Source organism: Streptomyces sp. UF-297 (genome assembly GCF_058245575.1).
On sequence record NZ_JBSIBZ010000015.1, the window covers coordinates 81,165 to 93,832 of the forward strand.

The 12,668-nt window shown below is 70.9% G+C and carries 10 protein-coding genes; 2 read left to right on the forward strand and 8 right to left on the reverse strand.

Features of this window, described 5'->3' with window-relative positions:
• Nucleotides 1-5: 5 nt before the first annotated feature.
• Nucleotides 6-1,835, reverse strand: a complete 1,830-nt coding sequence (locus tag AC4IJH_RS11835; RefSeq protein WP_490851571.1) for an AMP-dependent synthetase/ligase — start codon at nucleotides 1,833-1,835, stop codon at nucleotides 6-8.
• Between the two features lie 92 nt (nucleotides 1,836-1,927).
• Between AC4IJH_RS11835 and AC4IJH_RS11840 the strand changes: the two genes are divergently transcribed.
• Nucleotides 1,928-2,659, forward strand: coding sequence for a MerR family transcriptional regulator (locus tag AC4IJH_RS11840; RefSeq protein ID WP_490851572.1), 732 nt, complete (start codon nucleotides 1,928-1,930; stop codon nucleotides 2,657-2,659).
• Between the two features lie 51 nt (nucleotides 2,660-2,710).
• On the opposite strand, the gene AC4IJH_RS11845 is transcribed toward AC4IJH_RS11840, so the two are convergent.
• From AC4IJH_RS11845 to AC4IJH_RS11865, 5 genes are all read right to left on the reverse strand, one after another.
• Complete coding sequence (locus tag AC4IJH_RS11845; RefSeq protein ID WP_490851573.1) at nucleotides 2,711-4,897, reverse strand: 3-hydroxyacyl-CoA dehydrogenase NAD-binding domain-containing protein; 2,187 nt, start codon at nucleotides 4,895-4,897, stop codon at nucleotides 2,711-2,713.
• A gap of 32 nt (nucleotides 4,898-4,929) precedes the next feature.
• Complete coding sequence (locus AC4IJH_RS11850) at nucleotides 4,930-6,144, reverse strand: acetyl-CoA C-acetyltransferase (RefSeq protein WP_490851574.1); 1,215 nt, start codon at nucleotides 6,142-6,144, stop codon at nucleotides 4,930-4,932.
• 60 nt (nucleotides 6,145-6,204) lie between these two features.
• Nucleotides 6,205-7,347 (reverse strand): acyl-CoA dehydrogenase family protein, encoded by a 1,143-nt coding sequence (locus AC4IJH_RS11855; RefSeq protein ID WP_490851619.1) that lies wholly within the window; start codon nucleotides 7,345-7,347, stop codon nucleotides 6,205-6,207.
• A 24-nt stretch (nucleotides 7,348-7,371) separates the two neighbouring features.
• Nucleotides 7,372-8,505, reverse strand: a complete 1,134-nt coding sequence (locus tag AC4IJH_RS11860) for a CaiB/BaiF CoA transferase family protein (RefSeq protein ID WP_490851575.1) — start codon at nucleotides 8,503-8,505, stop codon at nucleotides 7,372-7,374.
• Between the two features lie 214 nt (nucleotides 8,506-8,719).
• Nucleotides 8,720-9,100: an MmcQ/YjbR family DNA-binding protein gene (locus AC4IJH_RS11865; RefSeq protein WP_490851576.1), complete on the reverse strand. Its 381-nt coding sequence runs from the start codon at nucleotides 9,098-9,100 to the stop codon at nucleotides 8,720-8,722.
• 148 nt (nucleotides 9,101-9,248) lie between these two features.
• Between AC4IJH_RS11865 and AC4IJH_RS11870 the strand changes: the two genes are divergently transcribed.
• Entirely contained in the window at nucleotides 9,249-10,001 is a 753-nt protein-coding gene (locus AC4IJH_RS11870) for an MgtC/SapB family protein (protein WP_490851577.1), read from the forward strand.
• Nucleotides 10,002-10,055: 54 nt separating this feature from the next.
• Here the strand turns inward: AC4IJH_RS11870 and AC4IJH_RS11875 are convergent, their stop codons facing one another.
• Nucleotides 10,056-11,552 (reverse strand): sialate:H+ symport family MFS transporter, encoded by a 1,497-nt coding sequence (locus AC4IJH_RS11875; RefSeq protein ID WP_490851578.1) that lies wholly within the window; start codon nucleotides 11,550-11,552, stop codon nucleotides 10,056-10,058.
• Nucleotides 11,549-12,490, reverse strand: coding sequence for a dihydrodipicolinate synthase family protein (locus AC4IJH_RS11880; RefSeq protein WP_490851579.1), 942 nt, complete (start codon nucleotides 12,488-12,490; stop codon nucleotides 11,549-11,551). The genes AC4IJH_RS11875 and AC4IJH_RS11880 overlap by 4 nt, the downstream gene beginning before the upstream one ends.
• Nucleotides 12,491-12,668 lie beyond the last annotated feature (178 nt).

The following is a 12,668-nucleotide window of genomic DNA, read 5'->3' on the forward strand; positions in this document are numbered from 1 at the left end:
CTGGATCACAGCAGATACAAGCCATTAATGGTCTGGGCGTATTTCTCCTGAATAATCCGGCGCCTCAGCTTCAATGAAGGCGTCAGCTCGCCGCTCTGCGGGCTCCATTCCTCGCTCAGCAGCGAAAATCGCTTGACCTGTTCGGAACGGTTCAGTCGCGCATTGGCGGCCGCGACCGCCCGCTCGGCCTCCTCCCGTACCAGCGGGTGCACGGCCAGCTCGGGCAGCGAGCGGCCCCGGATTTTGCGCGCCGCCGCCCAGGCCGGGGCCAGCTCGTCGTCCAGGACCAGCAGCGCCACCAGGTACGGGCGCCCGTCGCCGTATGCCAGCGCCTGCCCGATCAGGGGGTGTTCCTTGAGGGTGTTCTCCACCAGCGCGGGCGAGACGTTCTTGCCGCCGGAGGTAATGATCATTTCCTTCTTGCGGTCGGTCACCCACAGGTAGCCGTCCGCGTCGATGCGGCCGATGTCGCCGGTGGCGAACCAGCCCTCGGCGTCCGTGGCCGGCTCCACCGTGCCGTCGGGCCGCAGATAGCCGTCGAAGAGCGTGGCGCCGCGTACCTCGATCTCGCCGTCCTGTGCCGTACGGATCTCCAGGCCCTCGATCGGCCTGCCCACCGATCCCAGGCGGAAGCCGTCGGGCCGGTTCGCGGTCGTGACGCCGACCGTCTCGGTCAGCCCCCACGCATCCATGATCACGATGCCCAGACCGGCCCAGAAGTCCACCACCTCGCGCGGCATCGGCGCCGACGCGCTGGAGGCCCGGGTCAGCCGCTCCAGTCCGGCCATCGACAGCAGCGGGTCCAGCACCTCGGCCTTGGCCCGCGCGTACGCGGCCGCCAGCTCGGCGGGCACCTCCTGGCCGCGCTCGCGGTGGGCGGCATGGGCGCGGGCCGTCTCCCCCGCCGCTTCCACCGCCGCCCGCCGCTCCTCGGGCAGCCGCGCCAGGGCCGCCTTCACCGCGGCGGCGAACTTCTCCCAGACCCGGGGAACCGCGAAGAACTGCACCGGATGCAGCTCCCGTACGGCCGCGGCGACCGCGGCCGGCTCCGCGCACAGGTAGACGTGCGAGGCGCGGAAGACGGCCAGATAGATGCCGAGCATGCGCTCGGCGATATGCGCGAGCGGCAGATAGCAGAGGTGCTCGCCGTGGTCGGGCATCTCCACGGCCCGGTCCAGCGCCACCGCGTTGCGCACGATGCCGCGGTGACTGACCACAACTCCCTTGGGGGTGCCGGTGGTTCCCGAGGTGTAGACGACGGTCAGCGGATCGCCCGCCCGCACCGCGCCGCGCGCCCGCTCCAGGGCTGCCCGGTCGAGCAGCCGCGCGCCCTGCTCGGCCAGCGACGCGTACGTACGGTGCCGCCCCGCCCCGCCGTCGCCCTCGTCCACCACCACCAGTTCGCTCAGCGCGTTGTCCGCCTCGTCCAGCAGCGGCTCCCACCGCTCGGCCCCGGCCGCCCCTTCGACCACGGCGAACCGGGCCCGGCTGTGCCGCACGATGTGCGCGATCTGCTCGGGGGCGGCGCTCCCGTACACGGAGACGGGGACGGCGCCCAGGTGCACCAGCGCCATGTCCGAGAGCCAGTGTTCGGGGCGGTTGGCCATCATCAGCAGGACGTGCTCGCCGCGCCGCACGCCCAGCGCGGCATAGGCCGAGGCCAGCAGCTCCACCTCGTGCAGGACCCCGGCCCAGGTGAGGGTGGTCCAGGCGCCCTCTTCGGGCCCGCGCCAGGAGAGCGCGGGCAGCTGCCCGTACTTCTCGGCGTTGCGTAACAGCAGGTCGACCAGGGTGACTTCGCCCGCCTCCGCGGGCAGCGGCTCGGTGGTACGCACGGTGGCCTCCTGGGCGGTGGGCGGGCGGCTGACCTCAGGGCTGCGCGCTCAGAAGGTTTCACAACACTGGTGAGACAGCAATACTGTTGAACATGATTGAGTCCGCCACCGACGGCCTGGGCCTGACCGTCGACGAGCTGGCCGCCCGCGCCGGCGTCACGGTCCGTACGATCCGCTTCTACAGCACCCGGGGCCTGCTGCCACCGCCGGAAATCGGCCCCCGCCGGGTGGGCCGCTACGGACCGGCCCACCTCTCCCGCCTCGCCCTGATCGAAGAGCTCCAGCACCACGGGATGACCCTGGCGGCCATCGAGCGCTACCTGGCCCAACTCCCGCCCGATCTGAGCGAACACGACCTCGCGATCCACCGCGCCCTGGTGGCCTCCTGGTCGCCCGACACCGCCGAGGAGACCACGCGCGCGCAGTTGGAGCGCCGCGCGGGGCGGCCCCTGTCCGAGGACGACATCGCCCGCCTGGCCGCGATGAACGTCCTGGAACCCACCGATGCCGACGACACCTTCCGGGTCGACCCGACCCTGCTTCACCTGGGCGTACGGCTCCTGGACGTGCCGATATCGCAGCAGACGATCCTCGCGGCCCGGCGCGTCGTACTGGAGCACACGCGCACGGCGGCACGGGAGTTGACCCGCCTCTTCCACGACGAGGTCTGGGAGCCCTACCGCTCGCGCGTCTCGGACCCCGAGCAGGTCGAGTCGATGAAGTCCCTCTCCGCCCATATGCAGCCGATGGTGGTGCAGGCCCTGGTCACCGCCTTCCAGCGCTCCATGAAGGAGGAGCTGAAGGCGACCTACGCCGAGGAGTGAGCGGGTCCGGGCCGCCCGGCACAACGGCCCGGACCCTCACGGGCGAGCCGGTCAGGCGTCGCTGAACTTCTCGCCCTTCTCGGCCTTTTCGACCAGGAGGGGGGACGGGGCGAAGCGGTCTCCGTAGGCGGCCTGGAGTTCGCGGGCGCGGGCCACGAAGCCGGGCAGACCTCCTTCGTAGCCGTTGATGTACTGCAGGACGCCGCCGGTCCAGCCGGGGAAGCCGATGCCCAGGATGGAGCCGATGTTGGCGTCGGCGACGGAGGTCAGGACGCCTTCTTCCAGGCAGCGGACCGTGTCCAGGGCCTCGGAGAAGAGCATCCGCTCCTGCATGTCCTTGAAGGGGATGGCGGCGTCGTCCTTCGCGAAGTGTTCGCGCAGGCCCGGCCACAGGCTCGTACGCCGGCCGTCGGGGCCGTAGTCGTAGAAGCCGCCACCGCCGCTGCGTCCCGTGCGCCCGAACTCGTCCACCATGCGGTCGATCACGGTGTCGGCGGGGTGGTCGGGCCAGGTGCCGCCGGCCGCCTCGATGGCGCGCTTGGACTCATTGCGGATCTTGCGCGGGAGGGTGAGGGTCAGCTCGTCCATCAGCGACAGGACCTTGGCGGGGTAGCCGGCCTGGGCCGCGGCCTGCTCGACGGAGGCGGGCTCGATGCCCTCGCCGACCATCGCCACGCCCTCGTTGATGAAGTGGCCGATGACGCGGGAGGTGAAGAAGCCGCGGGAGTCGTTGACGACGATGGGGGTCTTGCGGATCTGGCGCACCAGGTCGAAGGCGCGGGCCAGGGCCTCCTCGCCGGTCTTCTCGCCCTTGATGATCTCCACCAGCGGCATCTTGTCGACGGGCGAGAAGAAGTGCAGGCCGATGAAGTCGCCCGCGCGCTCGACGCCTTGGGCGAGGGTGGTGATGGGGAGGGTGGAGGTGTTGGAGCACAGCAGGGCGTCGGGGGCGACGATGTGCTGGATCTCCTGGAACACCTTGTGCTTGAGCGCCGGGTCCTCGAAGACGGCCTCGATGACGGCGTCGCAGCCCGCCAGGGCCTGCGGGTCGGCGGTCGGGGTGATGCGGGCGAGGAGCTCGTCGCGCTTCTTCTCGGTCGTACGGCCCCGGGAGAGCGCCTTGGCGAGCAGGCCCTCGGAGTACGCCTTGCCCTTCTGGGCCGCCTCCAGGGAGACGTCCTTGAGGACGACCTCGATGCCCGCCTTGGCGCAGGAGTAGGCGATGCCCGCGCCCATCATGCCGGCGCCCAGGACGGCGACCTTGGTGACCTTGCGGGGCGCGATGTCCTTGGGGCGGCTGCGGCCGGCGTTGACGGCCTGGAGGTCGAAGAAGAACGCCTGGATCATGTTCTTGGAGATCTGGCCGGTGGCCAGCTCGACGAAGTAGCGCGCCTCGATGGTCTGGGCGGTCTCGAAGTCGACCTGGGAGCCCTCGACGGCCGCGGCCAGGATGTTGCGCGGGGCCGGGTAGGGCGCGCCGTTGAGCTGCTTCTTCAAGTTGGCCGGGAAGGCGGGGAGGTTGGCGGCGAACTTGGGGTGGGAGGGGGTGCCGCCGGGGATCTTGTAGCCCTTCACGTCCCAGGGCTGCTGGGACTCGGGGTGGACGTCGATGAACGCCCGTGCCTTGGCGAGGAGTTCCTCGGGGGTGGCCGCGACGTCGTGGATCAGGCCGTTGTCCTTGGCGCGGGCGGCGTTGTACTGCGTGCCCTGCAGGAGGACCTTCAGCAGGGCGTCGGCGATGCCCAGCAGGCGGACCGTACGGGTGACGCCGCCGGCCGCGGGGAGCAGGCCGAGGGTGACCTCGGGCAGGCCGATCTTGGTGGCGGGGGTGTCGAGGGCGACGCGGTGGTGGCAGGCCAGCGCGAGCTCGTAACCGCCGCCCAGCGCGGCGCCGTTGATGGCGGCGACGACGGGCTTACCGAGGGTCTCGATGCGGCGCAGGTCGCGCTTGATGCCGTTGCCGGTCTCGAAGGCCTGCTGGGCGTACTCGGGGGTGATGGCGATCAGCTCGCGCAGGTCGCCGCCGGCGAAGAAGGTCTTCTTGGCGGAGGTGAAGATGATGCCGCGGATACTCTCCTGCTCGGCCTCCAGACGGTCGACGACGGCCGTCAGGGACGCCTGGAAGGCGCTGTTCATGGTGTTGGCCGACTGGTCGGGGTCGTCCAGGACGAGGGTGACGACGCCGGTCTCGTCCTGTTCCCAGCGAATGGTCGACGAAGCGGGGGGCTGGCTGCTCATGATGACTTCTCCGTTGAGGGGTGGGACGAGGGTCAGACGCGCTCGATGACGGTGGCGATGCCCATGCCGCCGCCGACGCACAGGGTGGCCAGGCCGTAGCGCTTGTCCTGCCGCTCCAGTTCGTCGAGGAGGGTGCCCAGGATCATCGCGCCGGTGGCCCCCAGCGGGTGGCCCAGGGCGATGGCGCCGCCGTTGACGTTGACCTTGTCCAGGCTCAGCCCCATGTCCTTGACGAAGCGCAGTACGACGGCGGCGAACGCCTCGTTGATCTCGACGAGGTCGATGTCCTCGATGGTCAGACCGGCCTTGGCCAGGGCCTTGCGGGAGGCGGGCGCGGGACCGGTGAGCATGATCGTCGGCTCGGATCCGGAGACGGCGGCGGAGAGGATGCGGGCCCGCGGGGTCAGGCCGTAGCGCTCGCCGACCTCCTTGGAGCCGATGGCGACCAGGGAGGCACCGTCCACGATGCCGGAGGAGTTGCCGGCGTGGTGGACATGGTCGATCTTCTCGACCCAGTGGTACTTCTGCAGGGCGACCGCGTCGAAGCCGCCCATGTCGCCGATGGTGGCGAAGGAGGGCTTCAGGGCCGCCAGGGAGTCGGCGGTGGTGCCGGGCCGCATGTGCTCGTCGTGGTCCAGGACCACCAGCCCGTTGCGGTCCTTGACGGGCACCACGGAGCGGTCGAAGCGGCCGTCCTTCCAGGCCGCGGCGGCGCGCTCCTGGGAGAGCGCGGCGAACTCGTCCACATCGCGCCGGGAGTACCCCCCGATGGTGGCGATCAGGTCGGCGCCGATGCCCTGCGGGACGAAGCCGGTGTCGAAGTTGGTCATCGGGTCGGCGAACCACGCGCCGCCGTCGGAGGCCATCGGGACCCGCGACATCGACTCCACGCCGCCGGCCAGCACCAGGTCCTCCCAGCCCGAACGGACCTTGGCGGCGGCCATGTTGACCGCCTCCAGGCCCGAGGCACAGAAGCGGTTCTCCTGCACGCCCGCCACCGTGTCCGGCAGTCCGGCGGCGATGGCCGCGATACGGGCGATGTCGGAGCCCTGGTCGCCGACCGGGCCCACCACGCCCAGCACGATGTCGTCGATCGCGGCCGGGTCCAGGTCGGGGAAGCGGCGGCGCACTTCGTGGATCAGGCCGACGACCAGGTCGATGGGCTTGGTGCCGTGCAGCGCGCCGTTGGCCTTGCCGCGGCCGCGCGGGGTACGGATCGCGTCGTATACGTACGCTTCGGAAGTCACGGGGAGAGCCTTTCAAAGGGTGGGGCCGGCCGCTCGTGGCGGGTGACCGGCCGGTGGTGGTCAGCCGAGCAGCGAACGGCCGATGATCTCCTTCATGATCTCGGTCGTGCCGCCGTAGATGGTCTGGATGCGGCCGTCGGTGAAGGCCTTGGCGACGCGGTACTCGGTCATGTAGCCGTATCCGCCGTGCAGTTGCAGACAGCGGTCGGCGACGCGTTTTTGCAGCTCGGTGGCCCACCACTTGGCCATGGAGGCGTGCACCGCGTCCAGTTCGCCCTTCGCGTGGTCCTCGATGCAGCGGTCCAGGAACGTACGGGTGACGGCGCACTCGGTGGCCATCTCGGCTATCTCGAAGCGGATGTGCTGGAGCTTGGCCAGCGGCCTGCCGAAGGCCTCGCGCTCCTTGACGTACTGGGTGGTGATCTCCAGGAGGTGTTCGGCGGCGGTGATTCCGGCGACCGCGATGCCCATCCGCTCCTGCGCGAGGTGGGTCATCAGGTGGACGAAGGCGCCGTTGAGCTCGCCGAGGAGGTTGTCCTTGGGCACGCGTACGTCGTTGAAGAACAGCTCGGCGGTGTCCTGGGACTTCTGGCCGATCTTGTCGAGGTTGCGGCCGCGCTCGAAGCCGTCCATGCCGCGCTCGACCACCAGCAGGCTCAGCCCGCGGGCCCCGCCCTCGGGGGTGGTCTTGGCGACGACGATGACGAGGTCGGCGAGGATGCCGTTGGAGATGAAGGTCTTGGAGCCGTTCAGCAGCCAGTGGTCGCCCCGGTCCTCGGCGGTGGTGCGGATGCCCTGGAGGTCGGAGCCGGCGCCCGGTTCGGTCATGGCGATGGCGGTGATGATCTCGCCGCTGCAGAAGCCCGGCAGCCAGCGGCGCTTCTGCTCCTCGGTGGCCAGGGAGGTCAGGTACGGCCCGATGATGTCGTTGTGCAGCCCGAGCGCGAGCCCGGCGGCGCCGGCCCGGGTGAACTCCTCGGCCAGTACGGCGCTGTAGCGGAAGTCGGCGTTGCCGCCGCCTCCGTACTCCTCGGGGACGGCGAAGCCCAGCAGCCCCTGTTTGCCGGCCGCCCGCCAGGCGTCCCGGCTGACGATGCCGTCCTTCTCCCACTGCTCGTAGTGGGGCGCGACCTCCTTGGTGAGGAAGGTGCGTACGGTCTCCCGGAAGGCCTCGTGGTCCTCGGTGAAGATGCGGCGCTTCATCGCGGTCATGGGTGCGGGCCCTCCTCAGAGCCAGTTCTCGGTCGGGAGCTGCCAGTCGCGGGCCACCTCGTCGGTGTCCGCGCCCGGTTGAGCGGGCGGGCGCCGTACGGCGCCCGGGGTGAGCGAGAAGCGCGGCGCGGGTGCGGGCTGGGTGATGCCGCTGTGGTCGACGAAGGTGCCGCGGGCCGCAAGATGCGGGTGCCCGGGCGCCTCGCGCAGCGAGAGCACCGGCGCGACACAGGCGTCGGAGTGCTCGAAGACGGCCGTCCACTCCTCGCGCGTACGGGTCTTGAAGCGGGCGGCGATGGCGGTGCGCAGCGCGTCCCAGGCGGCGAGGTCGTCGCGGGCGGGTGCCTCGTCCTGGATGCCCAGGAGCTGGATGAACTCGGCGTAGAAGCGCTGCTCCAGCGCGCCGACGGCCATATAGCCGCCGTCGGCGGTCTCGTAGGTGCCGTAGAAGGGGGTGGCGCCGTCCAGGAGGTTGGCGCCGCGCCGGTCCTGCCAGCCGCCGGCCGCCAGCATGCCGTGGATCATCGCCGTCAGGTGGGCCGTGCCGTCGACGATCGCGGCGTCCACCACCTGGCCCCTGCCGTCTTCGCCGCGGGCGTGCTGGAGCGCCGCCAGGACGCCGATGACGAGGTAGAGCGAGCCGCCCGCGTAGTCGCCGAGCAGGTTGGCGGGGACGGCGGGCGGGCCGTCGGCGGGGCCGATCATGCCGAGGGCGCCCGTGATGGCGATATAGCCGATGTCGTGGCCCGCGGTGTCGGCCAGCGGGCCCTGCTGGCCCCAGCCCGTCATCCGCCCGTACACCAGCTTCGGGTTGCGGGCCAGGCACTCCTCGGGTCCCACCCCCAGCCGTTCGGCGACGCCGGGGCGGTATCCCTCGATCAGCACATCGGCGCGCTCGACCAGGTCCAGCACCTGGCCCGGTCCCTCGGGGGCCTTCAGGTCGAGGAGCACGGACCGCTTGTTGCGGTTGGTGATGTCGCAGGCCGGGTCGATGCGCAGCCCCGCGCCGCCGGGCCGGTCCACCCGTACGACATCGGCGCCGAGGTCGGCCAGCAGCATCGCCGCGAACGGGCCGGGCCCGATCCCGGCCAGCTCCACCACGCGGACCCCGTCCAGCGGGCCGTGCGGGCCGTTTTCCGTCTCTGCCATCGAGCCCCCTGTGCTGTGGCCCCGTCGCGGCCGACACTGTGACACTACTGATGTAACACTCGTGATGTTAAGAACGTGTTCCACTTTCCACAAGCCCCCAGAACCAAGTAGCGGCGCCCAAGTGCCCAGCGGACAAAGGCCCGTGGCGACGAAGGTCAACTCCCATCGCCGCCACGGGCCTTCACTTGCCGCGCGCTGATACCTCCCGGCGCCGCTATCCCCCGTCGAGCTCGGCGATGAGCCTCTTGGGGGCTATGACGCGGTAGGACTCCTCGACCCAGTCGCACAGCAGCTCCGCCGAGGGGCCGCCCTTCTCCTCCAGCGGCACCCGCACCCAGCCGGACTTGCCCAGGCCGTACCCTGCGGGCTCGGCGCCGGGCGAACTCATCGCGTGGGCGTGCGCCTCGGGGTCCTTCAGCTTGAGCGTGAGACCCGCGGGGTGGTCGCCGTCCTCGGAGCCGAGGAAGACGAACACCTTCTTGTTGACCTTGGCGACGCACTCGCCCCAGGGGAACTCCTCCACGGCGCCGGGCAGGCCGAGCGCGAACTCCCGTACCTTCTCCCGCACCGCGAGCGCTTCTGTCGCCTTCGCCATCGGATCCTCCGCGCGCATCCGTCCGTACCGCCTGCCCTGCTCCTCAGACAGCCACAGGTGATTCGCCGTGTCCGCCGAGTGCTGTTTCCACGCTAACGGCGACCACTGACAACGGCGCGCGGGACGCCCACGGAGGGACAATCGACGCATGTCCTCCACGCACCTCGCCGCCCCCTTGTTCAACTTCCACAACGGCCAGGGCATGCGGCAGTTCACCGAACTGGCCATAGCCCTGCTGCTCTCCTCGCTCATCGGCCTGGAGCGGGAGGTGCGACAGAAGAGCGCGGGGCTGCGCACGCACACGCTGGTCGGCGTGGGCAGCGCGCTGTTCATGGAGGTGTCCATCCACGGCTTCGGCGCACTGCTGGGGACGGACGGCGTCGCGCTGGACCCGTCCCGGGTGGCGGCCCAGATCGTCTCGGGCATCGGCTTCATCGGCGGCGGACTGATCTTCGTGAAGAAGGACGCGGTACGCGGCCTGACCACCGCGGCCACGATCTGGCTGACCTGCGCCATCGGCATGGCCTGCGGCGGCGGCCTGCCCCTGCTGGCCATCGGGGCGACGGCGGTGCACTTCCTGATCGTGCGCGGCTTCCCCAAGCTCTTCGAGCGGCTGCCCTCCAAGCCGTCGGTGGAGCGGGTGGAGCTGCGGCTGACCTACCGCGCCCAGCACGGCCTGTTGGGGCAGATGCTCCAGGTGTGCACGCGCAGCGGCTTCCAGGTGACGGACGTACAGGTGGAGACGGGCGCGCCGGAGGACGGCGCGGCCGGGCGGGTCTCCGCGGAGGCGCTGCTGCGCCTTGAGGGCAAGGGCTCGGCGTACCCGCTGGTGGAGGAGCTGACCGAGATGGACGGGGTGCGCGGGGTGGCGCTGGGGCGGCATGCGGACAGTACGGAGTGAGGCGGGGAAGTCTGGAGTGAGGCGGGGGCCGTACGAAGTGAGGCGGGAGCGAGGTCAGCTCCGTACCTTCTGCGTGTGCTCGGCGGACGCCGGCACAAGGTGGTCCTCGGGAGCCGTACGGTCCAGGAGGCGGGTCAGCCGATACGGGACGTTCCCTCCGACCAGCACGATCACCACGAGGGTGAGCCCGAAGGTGAGCACGGCCAGGGACCGCCCCAGTGACATGCCCTCCGCCAGCCGGGCGCCCAGGACGGGGGCGACCGCGCCGCCCAGCGCTCCGACGTTGTAGACGAAGCCGAGCGAGGCGGCCCGGTTCCCGGTCGGGAAATGCCCGGCGATGTACTTCGGCAGGATTCCCGAGATGCCCTGGCTCAGCGCGAGCAGTCCGAACAGGAGCGCCCCGAGGCCCAGGAGGCTGTCCTGGACGGCGAATACGGGGAAGACGAAGGCGAGGGAGGCGAGCAGGGTGCAGGCGTAGGCGCGGCGGGTGCCGATCCAGTCGCCGACGAAGCCCGCCAGCCAGCAGCCCGCCATCGTGCCGAAGCCCGCGCAGAACATCACGTCGGTGACCTCGGCGGGCCGGTAGCCCAGTTCGGTCTTGAGGTAGGTGGGCAGCAGCGCCTGGATGGGCCAGCTGTAGAGGAACGCGCAGAAGACGGTGGCCATCAAGGAGACGTGGAGCACCCAGCGGCGGCGGCCGCCCAGTTGTACGGCGAACGCGATCAGGCACAGTGCGGCCAGTACGGACAGCCAGGGCAGGTGTCCGGCGCCGATCGGGGTGAACACACAGAACAGGGCGGCGCAGGCGGCCAGGGCCAGGGCGGTGTTGACGCCGGCCCGCAGCCGGCCGGAGAACAGCGGCGCGAAGGGGTTGGGGCGCGCCGCTTTGGCCGCCGTACCGATCTCGTCCCGCCAGTCGCCGGCCTCGGGCAGGGACCGGCGCACCCATAAGGCGACCAGGACCGGCAGCACACCGATCCAGAACATCCAGCGCCAGCCCCAGTTGGGCACCACCCACTTGTAGAGCTCGGCGGCGAGGACCGTGCCGCCCGCGTAGCCGGAGATCAGGAACCCGCTGGCCCGGTTGCGCACCCGGGCGGGCCAGGTCTCCAGCACGTAGGTGGAACTGGCGCTGTACTCCCCCGCCATGCCCATGCCGATGACCAGCCGGGCGACGAACAGGCTGGTGTAGTCCCAGGCGAATCCGCAGGCGAAGGTGCCCAGCGAGTAGAGCAGGATGCTGGCGATCATGGCCGCCTTGCGTCCGTAGCGGTCGCCCATCGCCCCCAACAGGGCGCCGCCGAGCCACCGGGTGATGAAGGCGCCCGACACCAGGCTCGCGGCGGTGGCCGTGCTCAGGCCGAAGTCGTCGGCGATCTCGGTCAGTACGAGGGTGATCAGGACGAAGTCGAAGCCGTCGAGGAGATAGCCGATCCAGGCGGCGAGCATCGCCTTCCACTGGCGCCGGGTGACCTCGCGATACCAGGGCACCGGACGGGTCTCCGGCGCCCCCGTAGGAGCCCGGCCCCCCACAGGGACCCGACCCCTCATAGGAGCCCGGCCTCCTCCAGGTGGCGGCGCACCGCCTTCAGCGCCGTGGCGTCCAGGGCGAGTTGGGGCGGGGCGGTCGCCGGGCAGTCGATGACGCCCAGGAGGTGGAGGGCGGCCTTGAAGGCACCGAGCGCGGAGGAGCTGCGGCCCATGGCGGCCGGATCTCCCGCTTCGGTGAGCGCGAACAGGGCGGCGAGCCGGTCCTGTTCGGCGGCGGCCTCGCGCCAGCGGCCCGCCCTGGCGTGCTCGTAGAGGCGTACGTAGCCGTGCGGGTCGACGTTGCCCAGGCCGGGTACGACGCCGTGCACACCCGCCAGCAGGGCGCCGTCGACACACAGCTCGGAGCCGGTGAGCACCGTGAACCCGGCTTTCAGGGCGCGGGTGCCGATCAGGAGGCGCCGCAGTGAACCCCCGTCCGCGCTGCTGTCCTTGATCCCGGACAGGACTCCGTCGGCGGCCAGGGCGAGCACGGTCGGCGCGGGGAGCTTGGTGTGCACGGCCACCGGGATGTCGTACGCGAACAGCGGCAGCTCCACCGCCTCGCGGATCCGGGTGAAGTGCGCGGCGATCTCGGCGGAGTGCGTGCGCGTATAGAAGGGCGCGGTGGCCACGAGGGCGTCGGCGCCCAGGCTCCGGGCCGTGCGGGCGTGGTCCAGGACGCGGGCCGTCGCCATGTCGATCACGCCCGCCAGTACGGGCAGGCGGCCCGCGGCGACGGTGACGACCGTCTCGATGACCGTACGGCGCTGCGCGTCCGTCAGACACGCGGCCTCCCCACTGGAGCCGAGCACGAACAGGCCGCTGACCCCGGCGCCGATGAGGTGCTCGGTGAGCGCGGCCAGCGACCGGGAGTCGACGCGGCCGTCGGGGGTGAGCGGGGTGCACAGGGGCGGCACGACGCCGGTGAGGGGCGTGGGGAGCGGCGCGGAACGGGGCATCGGGGCCAGCTTTCTGCGGCGGCCGGTGTGCGCGCTCGCCGTGGCGGGCTGCACACACGGCAAAAAGATGGGAGCACATCGGACATCGGATGTCCCATGTCTGCCGAAGAATCTGTAACAGCCACCCAGAGGTGTCAATACCTCGCACGGAGCTGTCACTTGTTGACTGATGGTCAAC

What these genes read in the sequence shown, in the direction of transcription:
- AC4IJH_RS11845 (WP_490851573.1), bottom strand. Translation starts at nt 4,897, where the DNA reads ATGAGCAGCCAGCCCCCCGCTTCGTCGACCATTCGCTGGGAACAGGAC.
- AC4IJH_RS11870 (WP_490851577.1), top strand. Translation starts at nt 9,249, where the DNA reads ATGTCCTCCACGCACCTCGCCGCCCCCTTGTTCAACTTCCACAACGGC.
- AC4IJH_RS11860 (WP_490851575.1), bottom strand. Translation starts at nt 8,505, where the DNA reads ATGGCAGAGACGGAAAACGGCCCGCACGGCCCGCTGGACGGGGTCCGC.
- AC4IJH_RS11880 (WP_490851579.1), bottom strand. Translation starts at nt 12,490, where the DNA reads ATGCCCCGTTCCGCGCCGCTCCCCACGCCCCTCACCGGCGTCGTGCCG.
- AC4IJH_RS11855 (WP_490851619.1), bottom strand. Translation starts at nt 7,347, where the DNA reads ATGAAGCGCCGCATCTTCACCGAGGACCACGAGGCCTTCCGGGAGACC.
- AC4IJH_RS11875 (WP_490851578.1), bottom strand. Translation starts at nt 11,552, where the DNA reads ATGAGGGGTCGGGTCCCTGTGGGGGGCCGGGCTCCTACGGGGGCGCCG.
- AC4IJH_RS11865 (WP_490851576.1), bottom strand. Translation starts at nt 9,100, where the DNA reads ATGGCGAAGGCGACAGAAGCGCTCGCGGTGCGGGAGAAGGTACGGGAG.
- AC4IJH_RS11840 (WP_490851572.1), top strand. Translation starts at nt 1,928, where the DNA reads ATGATTGAGTCCGCCACCGACGGCCTGGGCCTGACCGTCGACGAGCTG.